General features: G+C 72.1%; 18 protein-coding genes. 4 read left to right on the top strand and 14 right to left on the bottom strand.

Translation table 11 applies throughout. From position 1 onward, the window contains the following. The first annotated feature begins 18 nt into the window (after nt 1-18). Nucleotides 19-486, top strand: a complete 468-nt coding sequence (locus C6376_RS12965) for an N-acetyltransferase (RefSeq protein WP_107443561.1) — start codon at nt 19-21, stop codon at nt 484-486. Between the two features lie 61 nt (nt 487-547). Here the strand turns inward: C6376_RS12965 and galK are convergent, their stop codons facing one another. The 3 genes from galK to galT are packed head-to-tail and all read right to left on the bottom strand — an operon-like array spanning nt 548 to nt 3,743. Continuing rightward, entirely contained in the window at nt 548-1,702 is a 1,155-nt protein-coding gene (gene galK, locus C6376_RS12960; protein WP_107443560.1) for a galactokinase, read from the bottom strand. Beyond that, the gene (gene galE / locus C6376_RS12955; RefSeq protein WP_107443559.1) at nt 1,702-2,685 is read right to left on the bottom strand and encodes a UDP-glucose 4-epimerase GalE; all 984 of its coding nucleotides are present in this window, start codon (nt 2,683-2,685) and stop codon (nt 1,702-1,704) included. The genes galK and galE overlap by 1 nt, the downstream gene beginning before the upstream one ends. Continuing rightward, nucleotides 2,685-3,743: a galactose-1-phosphate uridylyltransferase gene (gene galT / locus C6376_RS12950; protein ID WP_107443558.1), complete on the bottom strand. Its 1,059-nt coding sequence runs from the start codon at nt 3,741-3,743 to the stop codon at nt 2,685-2,687. The genes galE and galT overlap by 1 nt, the downstream gene beginning before the upstream one ends. 148 nt (nt 3,744-3,891) lie before the next feature. Here galT and C6376_RS12945 point away from each other — a divergent pair, with 148 nt between their 5' ends. Together C6376_RS12945 and C6376_RS12940 are read left to right on the top strand one after the other, a co-directional pair. Further along, nucleotides 3,892-5,571, top strand: a complete 1,680-nt coding sequence (locus tag C6376_RS12945; protein WP_107443557.1) for a sodium:solute symporter family protein — start codon at nt 3,892-3,894, stop codon at nt 5,569-5,571. A 35-nt stretch (nt 5,572-5,606) separates the two neighbouring features. Then, on the top strand, nt 5,607-5,987 hold the full coding sequence (locus C6376_RS12940; protein ID WP_107443556.1) for a hypothetical protein: 381 nt from the start codon (nt 5,607-5,609) through the stop codon (nt 5,985-5,987). A gap of 103 nt (nt 5,988-6,090) precedes the next feature. Here C6376_RS12940 and C6376_RS12935 read toward each other — a convergent pair whose 3' ends face one another. From C6376_RS12935 to C6376_RS12905, 6 genes are all read right to left on the bottom strand, one after another. Next, nucleotides 6,091-6,855 carry a GNAT family N-acetyltransferase gene (locus tag C6376_RS12935; protein ID WP_107443555.1) on the bottom strand — a complete coding sequence of 255 codons (765 nt, stop codon included), beginning with the start codon at nt 6,853-6,855 and terminating at the stop codon, nt 6,091-6,093. Nucleotides 6,856-7,107: 252 nt separating this feature from the next. Next, nucleotides 7,108-7,635 carry a hypothetical protein gene (locus C6376_RS12925; RefSeq protein ID WP_107443554.1) on the bottom strand — a complete coding sequence of 176 codons (528 nt, stop codon included), beginning with the start codon at nt 7,633-7,635 and terminating at the stop codon, nt 7,108-7,110. Nucleotides 7,636-7,639: 4 nt separating this feature from the next. Then, the gene (locus tag C6376_RS12920) at nt 7,640-8,344 is read right to left on the bottom strand and encodes a LuxR C-terminal-related transcriptional regulator (protein ID WP_107443553.1); all 705 of its coding nucleotides are present in this window, start codon (nt 8,342-8,344) and stop codon (nt 7,640-7,642) included. Nucleotides 8,345-8,625: 281 nt separating this feature from the next. Then, nucleotides 8,626-10,749, bottom strand: coding sequence for a PQQ-binding-like beta-propeller repeat protein (locus tag C6376_RS12915; protein ID WP_107443552.1), 2,124 nt, complete (start codon nt 10,747-10,749; stop codon nt 8,626-8,628). A gap of 155 nt (nt 10,750-10,904) precedes the next feature. After that, nucleotides 10,905-12,725, bottom strand: coding sequence for a PQQ-binding-like beta-propeller repeat protein (locus C6376_RS12910; protein ID WP_107443551.1), 1,821 nt, complete (start codon nt 12,723-12,725; stop codon nt 10,905-10,907). 189 nt (nt 12,726-12,914) lie between these two features. Then, nucleotides 12,915-14,723 (bottom strand): ABC-F family ATP-binding cassette domain-containing protein, encoded by a 1,809-nt coding sequence (locus tag C6376_RS12905; RefSeq protein ID WP_107443550.1) that lies wholly within the window; start codon nt 14,721-14,723, stop codon nt 12,915-12,917. A 157-nt stretch (nt 14,724-14,880) separates the two neighbouring features. On the opposite strand from C6376_RS12905, the gene C6376_RS12900 reads away from it, so the two are divergent. After that, a complete protein-coding gene (locus C6376_RS12900; RefSeq protein WP_107443549.1) occupies nt 14,881-15,474 on the top strand; it encodes a Uma2 family endonuclease in 594 nt (197 codons plus the stop codon). Nucleotides 15,475-15,486: 12 nt separating this feature from the next. Here the strand turns inward: C6376_RS12900 and C6376_RS12895 are convergent, their stop codons facing one another. From C6376_RS12895 to C6376_RS12875, 5 genes are all read right to left on the bottom strand, one after another. Further along, nucleotides 15,487-16,386 carry a 4-(cytidine 5'-diphospho)-2-C-methyl-D-erythritol kinase gene (locus tag C6376_RS12895; protein WP_107443548.1) on the bottom strand — a complete coding sequence of 300 codons (900 nt, stop codon included), beginning with the start codon at nt 16,384-16,386 and terminating at the stop codon, nt 15,487-15,489. Next, complete coding sequence (gene rsmA / locus C6376_RS12890) at nt 16,383-17,258, bottom strand: 16S rRNA (adenine(1518)-N(6)/adenine(1519)-N(6))-dimethyltransferase RsmA (protein WP_107443547.1); 876 nt, start codon at nt 17,256-17,258, stop codon at nt 16,383-16,385. The genes C6376_RS12895 and rsmA overlap by 4 nt, the downstream gene beginning before the upstream one ends. A 168-nt stretch (nt 17,259-17,426) precedes the next feature. Continuing rightward, a complete protein-coding gene (locus C6376_RS12885; RefSeq protein ID WP_107443546.1) occupies nt 17,427-18,845 on the bottom strand; it encodes a resuscitation-promoting factor in 1,419 nt (472 codons plus the stop codon). Nucleotides 18,846-18,957: 112 nt separating this feature from the next. Next, on the bottom strand, nt 18,958-19,851 hold the full coding sequence (locus tag C6376_RS12880) for a TatD family hydrolase (protein ID WP_107443545.1): 894 nt from the start codon (nt 19,849-19,851) through the stop codon (nt 18,958-18,960). 46 nt (nt 19,852-19,897) lie between these two features. Continuing rightward, nucleotides 19,898-20,293, bottom strand: coding sequence for a hypothetical protein (locus tag C6376_RS12875; RefSeq protein ID WP_107443544.1), 396 nt, complete (start codon nt 20,291-20,293; stop codon nt 19,898-19,900). Nucleotides 20,294-20,489: the final 196 nt, after the last annotated feature.

Raw genomic sequence — 20,489 nt, 5'->3', positions numbered from 1 at the left:
TGGTTGGCCAGTGCGTTTATGGTGTGCCGCATGTTTCGTCTTGAGACAGAAGTCGACAGGACCCGGCGCGATCTTCTCCGTTCACGGCTGCTGGACGCGAACACGCAGGCGTCCCCGGTCCTGCGCGCGCTGCGCGACACCCCGGCCGGACGCGAGGCCCCGCTGCACGTGTGGGCCTCGGACCGCGCGGGCGGGCTGGCCGGCGGGCTGGTGGGCCACACCTGGACGACGTGGCTGCACGTCGCGCATCTGTGGGTCGACACCCGGCACCGCGGCGCGGGGCTGGGTTCCCGGCTCCTCGCGGAGGCGGAGCGCGTCGCCCGCGACGAACGGGGCTGCACCCGCGTACGCCTGGAGACCTGGGACTTCCAGGCGCCGGACTTCTACCGGCGGCAGGGCTACGAGGTGGTGTGCGTGATCGAGGACTACCCGCCGGGCGTCACGGAATTCACGCTGACGAAGCGGCTGACTCGGCAACCGGGGTGACGCAGGAGAACCGGGGTGCGGCGGGAGACCGCCGCACCCCGGTTCCGTGACTCCCGGCCGCTCAGCCCAGCCGGCGGGCGCCCGCCGACGGCACCGCCTCGAAGACGCGCGGGACCTTGTACCCGGCGGCCGCGAAGGCCTCCTCGACCGCCTTGGTCAGGGTGTCGACGTCGGCGGCGTCGGCGAGGACGATCGCCGAGCCGCCGAAGCCGCCGCCGGTCATCCGCGCGCCGAGGGCGCCGGCCGCGACGGCGGTCTCGACGACCAGGTCCAGCTCGGGGCAGGAGACCCGGAAGTCGTCCCGGAGGGAGGCGTGGCCCTCGGTGAGGACCGGGCCGACGGCCCGGGTGTCGCCCGACTCCAGCAGCCGCACCACGCGTTCGACGCGCTCGTCCTCGGTGACCACGTGCCGGACCAGACGGCGGACCTCCTCGTCGTCGCCGAGACGGGCCAGTGCCGCGTCGAGCCCGTCGAAGGGGACGTCGCGCAGCGCGTCGACGCCGAGCAGGGCCGCGCCCTTCTCGCAGCCGGCCCGCCGCTTGCCGTACTCGCCGCCGCTGTGCGCGTGCGTGACCTGGGTGTCCACGACCAGCAGGCGCATGCCCTCGGCCGCGAGGTCGAGCGGGATCTGCTTCTGGGAGAGGTCGCGGGTGTCGAGGAACAGCGCGTGGCCGCTCTCGCAGCAGGCGGAGGCCGTCTGGTCCATGATGCCGGTGGGCGCACCGACGTAGACGTTCTCCGCGCGCTGGCACAGCCGGGCCAGCTGCCAGCCCGGCAGCCCGAGTTCGTACAGGTCGTTCAGCGCGAGCGCGACCACGACCTCCAACGCCGCCGACGAGGACAGGCCCGCGCCGGTCGGCACCGTCGAGGCGAGGTGGATGTCCGCGCCCCGGACGGGGTGCCCGGCCTCGCGCAGCGCCCAGACGACGCCGGCGGGGTAGGAGGCCCAGCCGGCGTCCGACCCGGGCGTCAGGGCGTCCGGCTCCAGCTCGACGACCCCGCCCTCGATGTCGGACGAGTGCAGGCGCAGCCGGCCGTCCTCGCGCCGCGAGACCGCCGCGACCGCGGTGTGCGGCAGCGCGAACGGCATCACGAAGCCGTCGTTGTAGTCGGTGTGCTCACCGATGAGGTTGACGCGGCCGGGCGCCGCCCAGACGCCCTCGGGCTCCGCGCCGTACAGCTCGACGAAGCCGTCCCGGACCTGCTGTGCCCCCATTACCGCTCCCTCGTCGTGCTGTCGGCGATCTGCTGGGCGAATGCCCAGGCGTCCGCGACGATGCCCGCGAGGTCCGCGCGGGACGGGTTCCAGCCCAGCTGTTCGCGGGCGGTGGCCGCGGAGGCGACCAGGACGGCCGGGTCCCCGCCGCGGCGCGGGGCCACGACCTCGGGGATCTCGTGGCCGGTGACCTTGCGGACCGTCTCGACGACCTCACGGACGGAGAAGCCGTTGCCGTTGCCGAGGTTGCAGATGAGGTGTTCGCCCGGCTCGGCGGCGGCGACGGCGAGGAGGTGCGCCTCGGCGAGGTCGGCGACGTGGATGTAGTCGCGGATGCAGGTGCCGTCGGGGGTCGGGTAGTCGTCGCCGAAGACGGAGATGGCCTCGCGGCGGCCCTGCGCGACCTGGAGGACGAGCGGGATGAGGTGCGACTCGGGGTCGTGGCGCTCGCCCTGCGCGCCGTACGCGCCCGCCACGTTGAAGTACCGCAGGGAGACCGCGCCGAGCCCGTGCGCGGCGGCCTCGCCGCTGATCATGTGGTCGACGGCCAGCTTGGAGGCGCCATAGGGGTTGGTCGGCCTCGTGGGGGCGGACTCGACGATCGGGACCTGCTCCGGCTCGCCGTAGGTGGCCGCCGTGGAGGAGAAGACGAGCTTGCGCACGCCCGCCTCGCGCATCGCGGCGAGCAGCGCCATGGTGCCGCCGACGTTGTTGTCCCAGTACTTCTCGGGCTTCACGACGGACTCGCCGACCTGCGAGAACGCGGCGAAGTGCAGCACGGCGTCGAAGGAGGCGTCGAGGTGTTCGGCGGCGTCGCGGATGTCGCCCTCGACGAACGCGGCGCCGGCGGGGACGCCCTCGCGGAAGCCGGTGGAGAGGTTGTCCAGGACGACGACCTCGTGTCCCGCCTCCAGCAGGTGCTGGGCGACCACGCTGCCGACGTATCCCGCGCCGCCCGTGACCAGATACTTGCCGCTGCTCATCAACTCGCTACCTCTCGCAGTCGCTCGGCCGCGCGCTCCGGCGGCACGTCGTTGATGAAGACGTTCATGCCGGACTCGGAGCCCGCGAGGAACTTCAGCTTGCCGGACGTGCGGCGGATGGTGAAAAGCTCCAGGTGCAGCCCGAAGTCGTCCCGGTTGACGCCCTCGAACTCCTCGAGCGTGCCGAACGGCGCCTGGTGCCAGGCGGAGATGTACGGCGTCTGCGACTCACCGTCCCCGAAGATCCGGTCGAAGCGCCTCAAGAGTTCCAGATACATCTTGGGGAACTCTGTGCGCGCGTCCTCGTCGAGGCCCAGCAGGTCGGGCACCCGGCGCTTGGGGTAGAGGTGCACCTCGTACGGCCAGTGGGCGGCGTACGGCACGAACGCGACCCAGTGTTCACCCTCCAGGACGACCCGCGTCCCGGCGAGTTCACGCTCGAGGACGGCGTCGAAGAGGTTCTCGCCGCCGGTCGCCTCCTTGTGCGCCGCGACCGAACGCAGCATCAGGGCGGTGCGCGGAGTGGTGAACGGGTAGGCGTAGATCTGCCCGTGCGGGTGACCCAGCGTCACACCGATCTCGGCGCCGCGGTTCTCGAAGCAGAACACCTGTTCCACGGAGGGCAGATGCGACAGCTCGGACGTCCGGTCCGTCCACGCATCGAGGACGAGTCCCGCCTGCTCCTCGGTGAGGTCGGCGAAGGACGCGTTGTGGTCGGAGGTGAAGCAGACCACCTCACAGCGCCCGGAGTCGCCGGCGAGGGAGGGGAAGCGGTTCTCGAAGACGACGGCGTCGTACGACGAGTCCGGGATCTCGCTCAGCCGGTCGCCCTCGGAGGGGCAGAGCGGGCACTCGTCGGCCGGCGGGTGGTAGGTGCGCCCCTGCCGGTGCGAGGCGACGGCGACGGAATCGCCGAGCAACGGGTCGCGCCGTACCTCCGAAGTGGTGACCGTGGGCTCGAGCGGACGCTTGTCCACCGCGTCGCGCACCACGTCGTCGCGCCGGTCGTAGTAGATCAGCTCACGACCGTCGGCCAGCCGGGTCGAGGTCTTCTTCACCGCGACTCTCCATCCGTACCCCGGGCCCGCGGACCCGGATCAGTACACCTAGCGAAGCTTTAAACAGAACCGAACACATAAAACCATAAACCCCCACGGGAGTCACCATCACAACCAAACAAAGAACACCAAGCGAAGCGAGCAGTGCATGCGAACCCCCACCTGCCTGGCGGCAGAGCTACGGCTCCCCACGAACTGGCTCGACTACACGATCCTCGGCATCTACTTCGTCGTGGTCCTCGGCATCGGCTTCGCCGCCCGGCGCTCGGTGAAGACCACCCTCGACTTCTTCCTCTCGGGCCGCTCGCTGCCCGCCTGGATCACCGGTCTCGCGTTCATCTCGGCGAACCTGGCCGCCACCGAGATCCTGGGCATGGCCGCGAACAGCGCACAGTACGGCGCGTACACCGTGCACTGGTACTGGATCGGCGCCATCCCGGCGATGGTGTTCCTCGGCCTGGTGATGATGCCGTTCTACTACGGCAGCAAGGTCCGCTCGGTCCCGGAGATGCTGCTGCTGCGCTTCGACAAGGCGGCCCACCTGCTGAGTTCGATCCTGTTCGCGTTCGCGGCCATCCTGATCGCCGGGGTGAACCTGTACGCGCTGGCCATCGTCGTCGAGGCGCTGCTGGGCTGGCCGCAGTGGGTGGCGATCGTGGTGGCCGGCTTCTTCGTGCTGGCGTACATCACTCTCGGCGGCCTCTCCTCGGCGATCTACAACGAGGTCCTCCAGTTCTTCGTGATCCTGGCGGCCCTCATCCCGCTGTCCGTGCTGGGCCTGAAGAAGGTGGGCGGCTGGGACGGCCTGACCGACAAGCTGACCGCGACCCACGGGGACGACTTCGTCACCGCCTGGGGCGGCACCGGCATCGGCAGCGCCAACCCGCTCGGCGCGAACTGGCTGACCATCGTGCTGGGCCTCGGCTTCGTGCTGTCCTTCGGCTACTGGACGACGAACTTCGCGGAGGTGCAGCGCGCGCTGTCGGCGAAGAACCTCTCGGCGGCCCAGCGCACCCCGCTCATCGCGGCCTTCCCGAAGATCTTCATCGTCTTCCTGGTGATGATCCCGGGCCTGGTGGCGGCCGTGCTGGTGCCGAAGATCGGCACCGCGGACTCCGACCTCCAGTACAACGACGCCATCCCGTACCTGATGGAGCAGCTTCTGCCGAACGGCGTGCTGGGCATCGCGGTGACGGGTCTGCTGGCGGCGTTCATGGCCGGCATGGCGGCGAACGTGTCGTCGTTCAACACGGTGTTCACCACCGACATCTGGGCGAAGTACGTGGTGCGGGGGCGGGAGGACGCGTACTACGTGCGCTTCGGGCGGCTGATCACGGCGATCGGCGTGGCGGCCTCGGTGGGCACGGCGTTCCTGGCGTCGTCCTTCTCGAACATCATGAGTTACCTGCAGACGCTGTTCAGCTTCTTCAACGTGCCGATGTTCGTGGTCTTCATCGTCGGCATGTTCTGGAAGCGGGCGTCGAAGAAGTCGGGCTTCTGGGGGCTGCTGGCGGGCACCACGGCGGCGATGGTGAACTACTTCGTCCTCTACAAGCAGGACGTCATCGGCATCCCCACCGACCAGGGCGCCAACTTCGTCTCCGCGATCGCGGGCTTCGTGGCGGGCGCGGTCGTGATGGTGGCGGTGTCGCTGTTCACGGCTCCCAAGTCGGACGAGGAGCTCCAGGGCCTGGTCTACGGCACCGTCTCGCCCGGTATGGCCGAGCCGCCCGCGGCGGGCGACGACGCCTGGTACCGCCGGCCCGCGCTGCTGGGCTGGAGCGCGGTGATCCTGGCCGCCCTCTGCTACATCCCGTTCTCGTTCTGAGCCCTCGCGACATCTCGCGGGAGGATGGAGACACCATGTCCGAGCAGTTCGAACCGTCCGAGCGCGACGAGGCCGCCGAGCGGCTGCGGCGGGCGGGCTGGTCCGAGGCCGACGTCCAGCGCGAGGTCACGGAACTCGAGGAGAAGTCGGCGACCGCGGCCCGCATCTTCGACCTGCGCCGCATCATCGGCGGCCTGTTCGTCCTCTACGGCGTGATCGTCACGATCGCCGGCCTCACGGACGGTGACGCGGAGATCGACAAGGCCCAGGGAATCAACATCAACCTGTGGACGGGCCTCGGGATGCTGGCCCTCGGCCTCTTCTTCCTGGCCTGGCTGAAGCTGCGGCCCGCGGCGCCGGTCACCCCGAAGCTCCCGCCCGAGGCGGTGGAGGGGGAACCTCCACGGGGCGGGTAGCGGCGGGGCGGGCGGCTTGGGGATCCGGGCATGCGGAACCCCAGGCCGCCCCACGTCAGGGCCGTGGTCTACCGGCGAGACCGGGCGGGATGTCTGCGGGAAGTCAGCTCCGTTCGAAGCAGTGCGAGCGGCCGACGACGCGGAAGCCGCGACGCTCGTACCAGTGGCGTGGCCAGTCCGCCGCGTCCGCGGTCAGGAACCGGGTCCCACAGCCCTGGTCGGCGGCCATGCGCAGGGCGGTGCTCAGGACGGCGTCGCCGTGGCCGCGCCTGAGGTGGGCCTCCGAGGTGACCAGGTCCTCGATCTGCGCCGTACCGGTCGCCGGGTCCATATAGAGGTCGGCCCAGGAGGCGGCCTCGCCCTCCTGGGTGCGGGCACAGAGGAACCGGACGACGTCGGCCCCGCGGCGACGCGCCTCGCGCCGGTCGACGAGGTGGCGGACGACCTCGTCGTCCACGTCCGGGAGGAAGCCCCGCCAGCGCCGGGCGAGGGGGACGCGGAGCGCGTCGAGGTCCACCTCCCGCGCCGTTGCGCCGTCGGTCGGCACCGGGCCCGTGTGCAGCATGACCAGCAGGGTGGAGTGGGTGTACCCGGCCCGGACCAGCGGCTCCGCGCACGCGACGGCGACGTCGTCGTCGAGGACGGAGACCATGCGGAACGGCAGATGCCCCAGAGCCCGCTCCGCGAGGGCGGGCAGCGTCTCGGGGTCGACGGCCGCGTCGACGACGACCTGGTTGTCCGCGTGGGAATGCGCGAAGGAGTCGTCGTACACGGCGAACCCGCCCGGGAGGTCGACGACGCGCGCGGCCTGACGGCGGGCGAAGGCCGACAGGAAGGCGTTGATCCGCTGCAGTTCCGGGGTGGGCATGAAGAGAGCCTAGAGAGCGCGGACCGGGCCCGCCCCGAATTACGCCGGGCCCGCGCCCCGTCCGGGCGGCGAGGACCGGACGTCGGCACGAACAGGCACAGTCGGTACGTGGTGGGACGGTCCGAGCGGCCGCACAGCGCGTCGACGCGCGCCGCCGCCGCGTCCATCCCCGGCTGCTCCGCACGCAGGCGCAGCGGCAGTGCGCGCGGCTCGGACGGGTCCCCCGTCTCGAGCAGCACGTCCCAGCGGCCGTCAGTGCGCCGTGTCGGCGCCGCCCTCCGCTTCCGCTTGCGCCGACCCGGTATCGGCTCTCGCCCCGTTCGTCGTCCCATCGGTGCCGTACCCGGCGATCTCACCGCTTCGTGCCGCCGCCACCAGGGCGATCGTCAGGATGACCGCCCAGTCGACGAAGTGCGTCGACAGCGGGTAACTCGCCAGGGTGTAGCCGTCTGTGGTCAGGAAGGCGACGTGCAGCGCCGCGACCGGCAGCCCCGCGGTCAGCGCCGCCAGCAGCCCGCGCAGCGGGGCCCGCGCCAGCAGGCAGCGCGGGGCGACCGCCAGGGCGAGACCGGTGGCCGTGCCCAGGGCGACGCCCACCGCCATACTCGCCAGCGCCGCGTACGCGCCCGCGGTCGTGAGCTCCCACGCGGTTCCATACAGGCCGCCGGTCAGGAAGACGAACGCCGCCACCAGGCACAGAACGCCGACCGTCCCCGCGGGCCAGGCCCCGATGAACACGCCGAGGCGCGCGCCGCGCCAGATGACCGTGCGTGCACGCACGCGCCTACTCCGCTTCCGTCGCCCGGCCGCGGGACGTGTGCGGCAGCGGTCCGGCGCGGTCCAGGAGACCCGTGCGGGCAGCGAGCGCGGCCGCCTCCAGGCGGGAGCCCACGCCGAGTTTCATCAGGACCCGCTGGACGTGGGTGCGTGCCGTGGAAGGGGCGATGCCCATGCCGGCGGCGATCAGCCGGGTGTCCTCGCCGTCGGCGACGCGGACCAGGACCTCCACCTCGCGCGGGGTGAGCATCTGCAGCAGGCGCTGGCCCTCGTCGTCCGGCTGGGCCGTCGGGTTCAGCAGTTCGCCGAACGCGCCCTGCAACAGCTGCGGCGCCACCGCCGCCTCACCCGCCCGTGCCTTCATGATGGCCCGCTCCACGCCCTCTATGCGCTCGTCGTGGCGTACGTAGCCGGAGGCGCCGGCCGCGAAGGCCGCGGCGATGCCGCGCGGGCTCGGCACCGGGCCGAGGACCAGGACCGCCACCTGCGGGCGCTCCCGCTTGATGCGGACCACGGGGTCGAAGACGCCCGGTTCGGCCGGAGCCGCCGTGCCCAGCAGACACACCTCGGGCGCGCGGGTGATCACCAGTTCCGCCGCCCCCGCGGCCGGCGCCGCCGCGGCGAGCACCCGGTGCCCCCGCAGTTTGAGCGCCGAGGCCAGCGCCTCGGCGAGCAGGCGGTGGTCGTCGACCACCATCAGCCGCACTCCCATCGAGCAACCCCCCAGTCCCCCCATGGATGCCCACACGGATCCACACGGACCCCCACGCACCCACGCCGACCCACGCGGACGAACAAAGGGCGCCCCCCGGCACCCCTGTCTTCATGCCCCCGGAAGCTACACGCTTGTTCGACGTTGCGCTCCCCCTACCGGCGAGAACTGCCCGGATCGCCGAAATTCCTCTCACGAGGGCGACGTCCGCGATAAATGGGCGGCCCCGCCCCCGAGTGCGAATCTGCTCGGGGACGGGGCCGTCACGACGATCGTTACGGTCAGCCGCCCGCGCCGCCGAACCCGACCGCGAGGTACTCCGGGTCGCCGCCCGAGGAGGCGCTGTCGTCGACGTACACCTCCGACATGTACAGGCGGCCCTGCGCGAAGAGGACCTCGGAGTACTCCGGGGACAGGCTGGTCTCCAGGTCGTGCACCGCGTCCGTGGCCGGGTTCTGCAGCAGCACGGTCTCCTTGAAGGAGCCGCCTGCGATGCTGACGACCTGTCCGCCCTTGTCGTAGGGCGGCCTCTTGTAGGCGATCAGGTTGGCGCCGTCCATGCGCAGCGGGTAGATCGTGTAGCCGTCACCGGCGTCCGCGCGCTGGCCGGTCTGCTTGCCGGTGGCCAGGTCGAAGGCGACGATCTCGTTCGCCCTGCCGTAGGTGCCGCTGCTGTCGTGCTCCTCGGTGGGCACGTAGATGCGGTCGTTGCCGACGGCCAGGCCCGTGCAGGCCTCGATCCTGGTGATGCCCTCGCAGTCGGCCGCGTACTCGGCCCCCGGCACCGAGATGCGGGTGCGCAGCTTGCCGGTCTTGTTGTCGATGGAGAAGAAGTCCGAGATGCCGCTGCCGTCACCGGCGCTGTCGCCGACGTCGGCGGCCACCACCAGGGGCTCGGTGGAGACGACGGACGCGTAGTCGATGCCCGTGGCCAGCTTGTACTCGGAGAGCACCTTGCCGGAGGCCGGGTCGATGGTCTGGATGTGCAACTCGGGGTTGTCGTACGCCCCGCACTTGCGCACCGCCACCAGCTTGGGCCCGCCGCCGTAGCCGGCGTCGTAGCAGGTGTCGGCTGGCTTCGGCGACCACAGCACCTTGCCGGAGCCGATGTCGAAGGCCGCGCCGCCTTCCGTGCTCCCCACGGCGACCGTGTTCGCGCTGACCGTGACGTTGTCGAAGTCGATCGCGTAGTCGCCGGAAGTGACCGTCTTCTTCCACAACTGCTTGCCGGCGGCGAGGTCGATCGCCGCGATCTGGTCGCAGCGGGCCGTCTCCGCGGTGCTCGCCTGGAAGACGACCGCCGTGCGGTGGTCGTCGGTGGCGAACCTGCTGGCCTCGCACACCGGGCCCGGCAGCGCGATCGACCAGAGCTTGGTGCCCTTGGCCGGGTCGTAGCCGGTGATGCTGTTGACGCCGGTCTTCACGTACGCCTTGTCGGTCAGCCAGGAACCCCGGACGCCTACGCTGTCGTCCTTCTTGACCACCGGCATCGCCAGCTTGAAGAGCACGTCGGAGGAGGGGTCGGCCGGCGCCTTCTCGCTGCCGCCGGAGGTCGTGCCGCCGGTGCCTCCCCCCGTGTCCCCCTTGTCGCCCCCGCCGCCGTTCGCGCCGCCGGAGCTCGCCTCCTCCTTCTTGCCGCCGCTGTCGGAGTTCGCGTACCAGACGCCGCCGCCGACGATCAGCGCGATCGCGACGACCGCCGCGACGATGATCGCCACCTGTGCGTTGATCTTCCGGCCGGAACCCGCCGGGCCGCCGCTGCCCATGACCTGCGGCTGCATGGGCACGGTCGGCTGCCCCGGGTAGCCGTGACCGGGCTGCCCCGGCTGGCCCGGGTAGCCGTAACCGGGCTGCTGGCCGTAGGGGTTCGTCTGCGGCTGACCGTAAGAGGGCTGCGGCTGGCCGTAGGGGTTCGGTTGCGGCTGACCGTAGGGGTTCGGCTGCGGCTGACCGTACGCGGAAGGGCCGGGAGCGGGAGCGCCGGGCTGGGCCGGGTAGCCGTAGCCGGGGGCTGCCGGCGGCGCGGCGGGCCCGCCCGGTCCGGCCGGGGCCTGCGGGTAGCCGTAGCCCGGCTGGGGCTGCGGCGGCCCGGACGGAGCCGGCGGCGGAGGCGTCGGGGAAGCCTGCGGCGCCTGCCCCGGAGCCGGGGGCTGGGGCTGCACCGGGGCCGGGGCCTGGGGCGGGGACTGCGGCTCCGGGGCCTTCGACAGGTTCGGTGCGGGCGCCTGCGGCGGAGCGTCCTGCGGAACGGAGTCCGGGGGCACGGCGTCCTGGGGCACGGCGTCCTGCGGAACGGAGTCCGGGGGCGTCGCGTCCTGCGGCGGCTGGGGCGGGCCGAAGCCGCCCTGCTGCGGGGGCTGCTGGCCCGGGGGCTGGGTCGGGGGCGGGGGCGGCGGCTGGGTCATGGTGTGGGTACCTCAGGAGAAAGCTCGGGAAGCCCGGAAAGGCGGAGAAGACGGGGAAGCCCGTGGAAGGCGGGCCCGGACGGCCCGCGGTGACGGGCCGGGACGACGGCGGAAGCCGGGAGGACGACGGAAGCCGGGAGGACGGCGGGCTCGCCTCACTTGCCGTAGGCGAGCATCAGCTTCTCCTTCGTGTCGTCGTTGCCCGTCAGCCGGGTGGTGGAGATGTAGAACCGCCCGCCGACCCAGTCGACGTCACGGGAGTAGAAGCCGTCCTCGATCTTGACCGTGCTCTCGGGCAGTTGGAGCAGCTTCGTGGGCGTGTGCGCGGACCCCGCCGTGGGGATCGCCACGACCTGACCGGGCGCGTCGTACGACGGCTGGACGTACGCCACGAGGTTCCCGCCGTCGACCCGCACCGGCTGCATGGCCTCGTCGGTCGGGGACTTCACCCGCCACTTCTCCTTGCCGGTGGCCAGGTCGATCGCCACGATCTCGTTGGGACCGCTCTTCGCGTCGGTCGGCAGGTAGAGCGTGTTGGCGTCGGACGCGGTGCCCTGGCAGCCGGTGAGGTTGCGCTGCAGGAAGCCGGAGTCGCAGTCGGGAGCGAAGTCCTCGTCGAAGCCGACCTGCGAGCGGTAGGAGCCGTTCGCCTTGAACGTCGAGATGTTCCAGGAGTTCTTGTCCTTGTTGGTGCTGTAGACGACCAGCGGGTCGACGGAGTACGTCTTGCCGACGCTCCACCCCTTGTCGAACTTCTGGGTCCACTTGACCTTGCCGGTGGCCGGGTCCAGCTCCTGGAGCTCGTCGTGCTCGGTGGCCTTGGTCGCGTCGCAGGACGCCACCGAGAGGAGCCGGGTTCCGCCCGCGAACGCCGTCGGGAAGCACGAGTCGCCGTACTTCTGCTTGTCGTACAGCTTCTTGCCCGTGCGGACGTCGTAGGCCGTGCCGGACTGCGAGCGGCCCACCATCAGCGTGTTGCCGGCCAGCGACAGTTCGACGCTGATCGCGCTGTCGAACAGCGCGCCGTCCGCGACCACGCCCGTCCAGCCCTTGGCGCCGGTGCCGAGGTCGACCTGCTGGAGCTGGTTGCACTTGGCGCGGTCGCTGGTGCCGCTCATGTACGCGACGACGATTTTGTCGTCGGCGGTCCGCTGCGGGGTGACCGCGCAGATCTTCTGAGGGAACGTGAGGGCGGGCCAGGTCGGCCTGCCGTCCGCCGTGTTGTACGCGACGACCTGCTTGTAGGCGGCTTTCACGGCCGCCTTCGACGTGATCCACATGCCGGGGGCGTCGGCGCCGGAGGCGGGTGCGTCGGGCGCCTCCTTGTACCAGAGCACCTTCGCCTCACCGGACTTGCGCCCGGCGTTGAAGTCCTGGTCGTCCTCGCCGCCGTCGCCGCCGCCGTCACCGGGGTTGACCGGCGCCGCGCTCGTGGCCTTGCCGTCGCCGCTCGGTCCGGCGACGGGCTTCTTCGGGTCCTTGTCGTCGCCGTTCGTGACCGCGAACACCGCGCCGCCGATCACCAGCAGCGCCACGACCGCGGCCCCGACGACCAGTGCGGGCCGCCCCTTGAAGGGGTTACGTCCGCCCGCCGGGGCGCCGGGCGCGCCGGAGAACGGGGGCTGCTGCGGGTAGCCGTAGCCGGGCTGCGGGGCGTAGGGGCCGCCGGCCTGCCCGTACGGGCCCGGTTGCCCGTAGGGGCCGGGCTGACCCGACTGCCCGTAGGGGCCGGGCTGCTGGGGCTGCCCGTAGGGGCCCGGCTGCGGGGACTGCTGCCCGTAGGGGCCCGGCTGTTGTGGGTAGCCGTAGCCGGGCTGCGGCGCCTGGGCGGGCGGGCCCTGGGGCGGCTGCGGCGGCATCTGCGGAGCGCCGAAGCCGCCCTGCGGCGGCGGCTGCTGCTGCGACGGCTGCTGCGGCTGGTCCTGCGGTGCTCCGAAACCGCCGGGCTGCGGCGGCTGACTGGGCGGCTGGGCCATCGGCGTGTTCCCCCTGGTCACTGATTTTTAGCCACGCCCCCGGGCCAGTGACCACCCGGAGCCGTCCTCAGAAGGTTCTCGGACGGCTCTTTCTATCACCCGGTGCCGACGGCTTCCGGGGCCGCTCCACCCCTGTTCCCAAGGGAGGACCGCCCCGTGATGCCGTCGTTATGCGTCTTCACGCACCCTTCACGCGTCCTCGGCGAGATCCAGCCATCGCAGCTCCAGTTCCTCGCGCTCACCGGCCAGCGCACGCAGTTCGGCGTCGAGTTCGGCCACCTTCGCGAAGTCGGTGGCGTGGGCGGCGATCCGGTCGTGCAGCTTGGTCTCCTTCTCGGAGACCTTGTCCAACTGCCGCTCGATCTTCTGGAGTTCCTTCTTGGCGGCGCGCTGGTCGGCGGCGCTCCTCTCGGGCGCGGTCTTCTGCGTGACCGACGGGGCGGCGGAGGCGGCCGCGGCCTCCTCCATGCGCTGCCGGCGCTCGATGTACTCGTCGATGCCGCGCGGGAGCATCCGCAGTGCGGCGTCGCCGAGGAGGGCGAAGACGCGGTCCGTCGTGCGCTCGACGAAGAACCGGTCGTGGGAAATGACGATCATCGAGCCGGGCCAGCCGTCGAGCAGGTCCTCGAGCTGGGTGAGGGTCTCGATGTCCAGGTCGTTGGTGGGCTCGTCGAGGAAGAGGACGTTGGGCTCGTCCATCAGCAGCCGCAGGATCTGCAGTCGGCGGCGCTCGCCGCCGGACAGGTCGCCGACCGGCGTCCACTGCTTGTCCTTGTTGAAGCCGAACGTCTCGCAGAGCTGCCCGGCGGTCATCTCCCGCCCCTTGCCGAGGTCGACGCGTTCGCGCACCTGCTGCACGGCCTCCAGCACCCGCAGGTTCGGGTCGAGTTCGGCGACCTCCTGGGACAGGTAGGCGAGTTTGACGGTCTTGCCTACGACGACCCGGCCGGCCACGGGCTGCACCTCGCCCTCGCTGCGCGCGGCCTCGGCCAGGGCCCTCAGCAAGGAGGTCTTGCCGGCGCCGTTGACGCCGACCAGGCCGATGCGGTCACCGGGGCCGAGGTGCCAGGTGATGTGCCGCAGCAGCACCTTGGGTCCGGCCTGGACGGTGACGTCCTCGAGGTCGAAGACCGTCCGGCCGAGCCGCGAGGAGGCGAACTTCATCAGCTCGCTGCTGTCGCGCGGCGGAGGCACGTCCGCGATGAGCTCGTTGGCGGCCTCGACGCGGAAACGCGGCTTGGACGTGCGCGCGGGCGCGCCGCGGCGCAGCCAGGCCAGCTCCTTGCGGACCAGGTTCTGCCGTTTGGTCTCCTCGGTGGCGGCGATGCGCTCACGCTCCGCGCGCGCGAAGACGTAGTCGGAGTACCCGCCCTCGTACTCGTGGACGGCGCCGCGCTGCACGTCCCACATGCGGGTGCAGACCTGGTCGAGGAACCAGCGGTCGTGGGTGACGCAGACGAGCGCGGAGCGGCGCTCGCGCAGATGCCGGGCGAGCCAGGAGATGCCCTCGACGTCGAGGTGGTTGGTCGGCTCGTCCAGGACGATGAGGTCCTGCTCCTCGATCAGCAGCTTGGCGAGCGCGATACGGCGGCGCTCACCACCGGAGAGCGGGCCGATGACGGTGTCCAGGCCCTGCGGGAAGCCGGGCAGGTCGAGCCCGCCGAAGAGCCCGGTGAGCACGTCCCGGACCTTGGCGTTGCCGGCCCACTCGTGGTCGGCCATGTCCCGGATGACCTCGTGGCGGACGGTCGCTGTCGAGTCCAGCGAGTCGTGCTGGGTGAGCACGCCGAGGCGCACCCCGCCGGAGTGCGTGACCCGGCCGGAGTCCGCCTCCTCCAGCTTGGCGAGCATGCGGATCAGCGTGGTCTTCCCGTCGCCGTTGCGGCCGACGACACCGATCCGGTCCCCTTCGGACACGCCGAGCGAGATGCCGTCGAGCAGCGCACGGGTCCCGTACACCTTGCTGACGTTCTCGACATTGACCAGATTGACGGCCATTTCACTCCTGCGCATCGGGGTCGGACAGCCTTTAAGCCTACGGCCTGACGGGTGAGGCACCGGGCGCGAGGGTCCCATCACTCTTTGTGATGACGTGATCGGGATCGGGCCGCTACCGTGAAGGTCGGGCAGCAGGATCCCGTCCATGGGAGGAACCATGACCGCCGAGTCCGTCAAGCGCCGCGTCCAGTGGCCGGTGCCGCCGCAGGACGGTTACACCGTGGACGACCTGTTCACGCTGCCTGATCTCCCGCCGCACACCGAGCTGATCGACGGGAGCCTGGTCTTCGTGAGTCCCCAGCGAGCTTTCCACGCCGATGCGATCGACCTGCTGGTCACTGGTCTGCGCGGTGGGCTGCCGGCCGAGTTCAAGGTCAAACGCGAGATGACCATCGTCCTCGACACCCGCAACGGCCCCGAACCGGACGTCAGCGTGATCCGCGCCGACGCGGTCACCGGCCCGGATCAGACGAGTTACCGGGCCGAGGACGTGCTCCTCGCCGTGGAGGTCGTCTCACCGGACTCGGAATCCCGGGACCGCACGACCAAGCCACAGAAGTACGCGGCCGCCGGAATCCCGAATTTCTGGCGAGTCGAGCAGAGCGGGACCAGCAACAGGGCTGTCATCCATGTGTACGAGCTGGACCCGCTCACCCAGGCGTACGTTCACACAGGGATGCATCGGGACCAGGTCAAGGTCGACAAGCCCTATGACATCGTCATCGACCTGACCGCCATCGACGAACTCTGACCACGGCCGCCCTCAGAGCACCGTCGCCCCCGCCGCCGGCGCCGAGGCCACCCGCGCCGCTCGGCAGGTGCCGGAGGCGCGCAGGGCCTCGGCCACTGTCCGTGCCGCCCCCGGATCACGGACGAGGAACGCCGTCGTCGGGCCCGAGCCCGAGACCAGCGCGGCCAGCGCTCCCGCCCCGCGCCCCGCGCCCAGAGTGCCGGCGAGTTCCGGGAAGAGCGACAGCGCGGCGGGCTGGAGGTCGTTGGAGACGGTGGCCGCGAGGGCGTCGGGGTCGCCCGCGGAGAGGGCGTCCAGGAGCGCGTTCGAGGCGACCGGCTCGGGAACGTCCGTACCCCGGGTGAGCCGGTCGAACTCGCGGAACACCGCCGGCGTCGACAGCCCCCGCCCGGCCATGGCGAACACCCAGTGGAAGGCGCCGCCGGTCTCCAGGGCCGTCAGCTTCTCGCCTCGCCCGGTGCCGAGGGCTGCCCCGCCGACCAGACTGAACGGCACATCGCTGCCCAACTCGGCGCAGATGTCGAGGAGTTCGTCCCGGGTGGCACCGGTTCCCCACAGCGCGTCGCAGGCCAGCAGCGCGCCCGCGCCGTCCGCGCTGCCGCCCGCCATGCCCCCGGCGACCGGGATGTCCTTGGCGATGTGCAGATGCACGTCGGGGGTGCGGCCGTACCGCTCGGCGAGGGCGATCGCGGCCCGTGCCGCCAGGTTCGTGCGGTCCAGGGGCACCTGCCCCGCGTCCGGGCCCTCGCAGGTGACGCGGAGCGCGTCGGCCGGGGTCACCGTGACCTCGTCGTACAGGCCGACCGCCAGGAACACGTTGGCCAGGTCGTGGAAGCCGTCCGGGCGGGCCGCGCCCACCGCGAGCTGCACGTTGACCTTGGCGGGCACCCGCACGGTGACGCGGGCGCTCACGCGGAGTCCTTCTGCCGGTGCTCGGCGATCCGGGCGAACTCCTCGACGGTGAGGGCCTCGCCGCGCGCCTGCGGGGACACCCCGGCGGCGACCAGGGCCGTTTCGGCGGCGGCCGCCGACCCCGCCCATCCGGCGAGCGCGGCCCGCAGGGTCTTGCGGCGCTGGGCGAAGGCCGCGTCGACGACGGCGAAGACCTCGCGCCGGGAGGCCGTGGTCCTGATCGGCTCGGACCGCCGCACCAGCGAGACCAGCCCGCTGTCCACGTTCGGCGCCGGCCAGAAGACGTTGCGGCCGATGGCGCCGGCCCGCTTGACGTCGGCGTACCAGTTCGCCTTCACGGACGGCACGCCGTACACCTTCGAGCCGGGGCCCGCGGCGAGCCGGTCGGCGACCTCCGACTGGACCATGACCAGGGTGCGTTCGATGCTCGGGAACATCTCCAGCATGTGCAGCAGCACGGGCACGGCCACGTTGTACGGCAGGTTCGCGACGAGAGCGGTGGGAGCGGGGCCCGGCAGCTCGGTCACGTGCATCGCGTCGGAGTGCACCAGCGCGAACCGCTCCGCGCGCCGCGGCATGCGGGCGGCGATCGTCGCGGGCAGCGCGCCGGCCAGGACGTCGTCGATCTCGACGGCCGTGACCCGGTCGGCGACCTCCAGCAGCGCGAGAGTGAGGGAGCCGAGCCCGGGACCGACCTCGACGACCACGTCGTCGGGCCGCACCCCCGCGGTGCGGACGATCCGGCGGACGGTGTTCCCGTCGATCACGAAGTTCTGGCCGCGCTGCTTGGTGGGCCGCACGCCGAGGACGGCCGCCAGCTCACGGATGTCGGCGGGGCTCAGGAGGGCGTCGGAAGGGGGGCTGCTGCTCACGGAACAAGGGTACGGGGCTGCGAGGACGCCCCCGCACCGCCGCCGTGACCCGGGGGCGCCGTATCCGGGGCGACCGCCGTATCCGGGGCGGCCGCCGTATCCGGGGCGGCCGCCGTGACCCGGGTCCGACCGCGGCACCGCCGCCCTCTCCGCCGCCGTGCGACGCGGTCAGCCGTGCAGGCGCCGTCCGCAGTGCGGCCAGGGGCTCGCGCCGCGTCGCACGTAGAGCTTCTTCGCGCGGTACGTCTGCTCCGCCGCCGGGGCGTCCTGCGGCCGTCCGCGGCCGCCGAGGCTCTGCCAGGTTCGGGTGTCGAACTGGTAGAGCCCGCCGTAGGTGCCCGACGGGTCGACGGCGCCGGGCCGGCCGCCCGACTCACAGGCCGCGAGGCCGCGCCAGTCCAGGCCGTCCGCTCCCCGCACCGACGACGGCAGCGGCTTCGTCCCGACCCTCACCCGCTGCTCGCGCGGCTCGCGCACGATCTCCTCGCGGAGCCGCCGGGGCTTCTGCCGCACGCCGTTGACGGAGCGCAGGGCGTAGGTGATGCGCCGCAGTCCGGGCCGACCGGCCCGCTCCACCACCTCCGCGCCCTGGAACAGCGACGGGTCCGCGGTGCGGCGTACGCCGAACGGGATCTGCTCCTCGCGGACCTCCTGGGAGCCGGTGATCCGCAGCACCGTGACCGTCTGGCCGTCGCGCGGGAAACTGCCGGGCTCCACGGAGGTGGTGTCCTCGCCGCGCAGGGTGATCCCGGCCGCCGCGACCGCCTCGCGCACGGTCGCCGCGTTGGTGCGGATGGTGCGGGCCCGGCCGTCGGCCATGACGGTCACGGAGCGCTCGGTGCGCACGTCCATCGCCAGCCCCGCGCGTCCGATGCGCTGGGAGCGCGACACGGACATGTACGCGCCCTCCGCCCGCACCCCGAGCTGCCGGAGCGCCTCCTCGACGGTGTGCGCGGTCGTCCACCACTCTTGCGGCTGCCCGTCCAGGGTGAGCCGGACGGGCCGCCCGTAGTGCACGGTGATCTCGTCGCCGCTCGCGAGGTCCGAGCCCGGGGCGGGTACGACCACGTCGTGCTCGCCCACCCGCACACCCTCGTCCGCGAGGAGTTCGCCCACGTCGTCGGCGAAGGTGTGCAGGGTGCGCGGCCTGCCGTCGACGGTCAGCTCCACCGCCTTGTCGTCGGCGACGAACGCGGTGGTGCCGCCGGCCAGGAACGCGACGACGAGGGCCTGCGGGAGCAGCCGGCGCATCGCGGACTCCGGGCGCTCGGCGTCACGGGCCCGGCGCCGGCGCTCGGCCCGCCGCCCCACGCCCTGCGCCGGCAGCGGCGGTTGGGAGAGGGGGAGGGGGAGGGGGAGCACCGGCTCGGTCAGCTGCAGGGTCCGCGCGGGCCCGGCCGGGATCGGCTGCGTTTCGTACGCGTCGCGCGCGTCGTCCGTCGCGTACTCCTCGTACGAGGGGCGGTACGTGTCGTCGTACGTCCCGGGCGCCGCGTACACGCCGTACGCGACCGTCTCGGCGTTGTGCAGGTCGACCTGCGTACCGCCGCCGTACGGCCCGTACTCGAGGTACTGCGAGTTGCTCACGCCGACACTCCAGGGGTGGGGTCCGGATCGGGCCCCCAGAACCTAGCGGAGCGACGGTCACTCTCCAAAGTGGCGCGGCTACCGAGCGTCGTGTTCGACGCGCGTGTGCGGGTCAGTATCCGAACGCGCGTGCCGTGTTGGCGGCGAGCGCGGCGGCCAGGACGTCCTCGTCGACGCCCCGCACGGCGGCCAGGGCGCGCACGGTGACGGGGATGAGGTAGGGGGCGTTGGGCCGTCCGCGGTAGGGCGCCGGGGTCAGGAACGGGGCGTCGGTCTCCACCAGGAGCAGCTCCGCGGGGGCCACGGCGACGGCGTCCCTGAGGTTCTGGGCGTTCTTGAAGGTGACGTTGCCGGCGAAGGACATGAAGTAGCCGGCGCGGGCGCAGACCCCGGCCATCTCGGCGTCGCCGGAATAGCAGTGGAAGACGGTCCGCTCGGGGGCGCCCTCCTCCTTCAGGACGCGCAGCACGTCGGCGTGCGCGTCGCGGTCGTGGATGACCAGGGCCTTGCCGTGCCGTTTGGCCATCTCGATGTGGGCGCGGAAGGAGCTCTCCTGGGCTTCCTTGCCCTCGGGGCCGGTGCGGAAGAAGTCGAGGCCCGTCTCGCCGACGCCCTTGACGTGCGGGAGCGCGGCGAGGCGGTCGATCTCGGCGAGCGCCTCGTCGAGCGCCGCCATGCCGCCCGCCCCGCGCGCCCCCTGCCGGGACCCCCCTCCCCCGGGGTCGCCGTGCACGATGCGCGGCGCCTCGTTCGGGTGCAGGGCGACGGCGGCGTGCACGCTGTCGTGCGCCGCCGCCGTCTCGGCCGCCCACCGGGAGCCGCGGACGTCGCAGCCGACCTGGACGACCGTGGTCACGCCGACCGACGCGGCTTTGGCGAGGGCCTCCGCCACCGTGCCCGACTGCATGTCGAGGTGGGTGTGGGAGTCCGCGACCGGCACCCCGAGGGGGGCCGGAAGCGGCGGCGCGGCACTCTTGTCGGCGCGGTCGCCGGCGTTCGAAGACATGCCCCGATCCTACGGAAGGGGCCGCCCTCGCCCGGCCTGCTCCCGGCTAGCTCGCCTTGCGGAAGGGGTGCAGCAGGTCGGACAGGTGCCAGTGGTGCTGCGGCTGTCCCTCGGCCGCCGTCACCGGCGCCCGGACCGGTCCGGCCGGAGGCGCCTTGCGCTGACGGGCCGCGCTCAGCACCGAGGAGACCTGACCCGCCCGCATGATGCGCACGATGTGCCCGTCGCAGTTCTGGCAGGCCGGCCGGCTCAGCGGCGACGGTACGACACGCCCGTTCGCCACGTAGAGGACGAACTCGTGTCCGTCGGCGTCGGTGTGGTGCTCGATCTCGTACGACTGTTCCCAGCCGTGCCCGCAGCGCATGCAGGCGAAGGAGTACGACTCGTTGACGACGGCGCTCGCACCGCCGCGGAGGCCGGTCTGCCCTGTGATGTCACTCATGGCCGCTCCCGTGGTCCGCTGGTGGGACGCCTCACGTCCCGTCGTCCAGTGGACGCCTCCCCGGTGGCGAATGCACTCGACCTGTGCACTGTTGAAGGCGATTTGGGTGTCCCTTGCCCCAGGGCCCGGGGTCCTTTGCCCGCGCATGGGGCGCACGCTCAGACGACATGCGCCCTGCTCAGAGGGGGTGTGAGCT

Origin of the sequence: Streptomyces sp. P3 (genome assembly GCF_003032475.1) — a bacterium.
In the GTDB taxonomy this organism is placed as follows: domain Bacteria; phylum Actinomycetota; class Actinomycetes; order Streptomycetales; family Streptomycetaceae; genus Streptomyces.
Note: the sequence above shows the minus strand (reverse complement) of the source record. Positions and strands in the feature narration are given on the sequence as shown.

What these genes read in the sequence shown, in the direction of transcription:
- C6376_RS12965 (WP_107443561.1), top strand. Translation starts at nt 19, where the DNA reads ATGGTGTGCCGCATGTTTCGTCTTGAGACAGAAGTCGACAGGACCCGG.
- galK (WP_107443560.1), bottom strand. Translation starts at nt 1,702, where the DNA reads ATGGGGGCACAGCAGGTCCGGGACGGCTTCGTCGAGCTGTACGGCGCG.
- galE (WP_107443559.1), bottom strand. Translation starts at nt 2,685, where the DNA reads ATGAGCAGCGGCAAGTATCTGGTCACGGGCGGCGCGGGATACGTCGGC.
- C6376_RS12945 (WP_107443557.1), top strand. Translation starts at nt 3,892, where the DNA reads ATGCGAACCCCCACCTGCCTGGCGGCAGAGCTACGGCTCCCCACGAAC.
- C6376_RS12940 (WP_107443556.1), top strand. Translation starts at nt 5,607, where the DNA reads ATGTCCGAGCAGTTCGAACCGTCCGAGCGCGACGAGGCCGCCGAGCGG.
- C6376_RS12935 (WP_107443555.1), bottom strand. Translation starts at nt 6,855, where the DNA reads ATGCCCACCCCGGAACTGCAGCGGATCAACGCCTTCCTGTCGGCCTTC.
- C6376_RS12920 (WP_107443553.1), bottom strand. Translation starts at nt 8,344, where the DNA reads ATGGGAGTGCGGCTGATGGTGGTCGACGACCACCGCCTGCTCGCCGAG.
- C6376_RS12915 (WP_107443552.1), bottom strand. Translation starts at nt 10,749, where the DNA reads ATGACCCAGCCGCCGCCCCCGCCCCCGACCCAGCCCCCGGGCCAGCAG.
- C6376_RS12910 (WP_107443551.1), bottom strand. Translation starts at nt 12,725, where the DNA reads ATGGCCCAGCCGCCCAGTCAGCCGCCGCAGCCCGGCGGTTTCGGAGCA.
- C6376_RS12905 (WP_107443550.1), bottom strand. Translation starts at nt 14,723, where the DNA reads ATGGCCGTCAATCTGGTCAATGTCGAGAACGTCAGCAAGGTGTACGGG.
- C6376_RS12900 (WP_107443549.1), top strand. Translation starts at nt 14,881, where the DNA reads ATGACCGCCGAGTCCGTCAAGCGCCGCGTCCAGTGGCCGGTGCCGCCG.
- C6376_RS12880 (WP_107443545.1), bottom strand. Translation starts at nt 19,851, where the DNA reads ATGTCTTCGAACGCCGGCGACCGCGCCGACAAGAGTGCCGCGCCGCCG.
- C6376_RS12875 (WP_107443544.1), bottom strand. Translation starts at nt 20,293, where the DNA reads ATGAGTGACATCACAGGGCAGACCGGCCTCCGCGGCGGTGCGAGCGCC.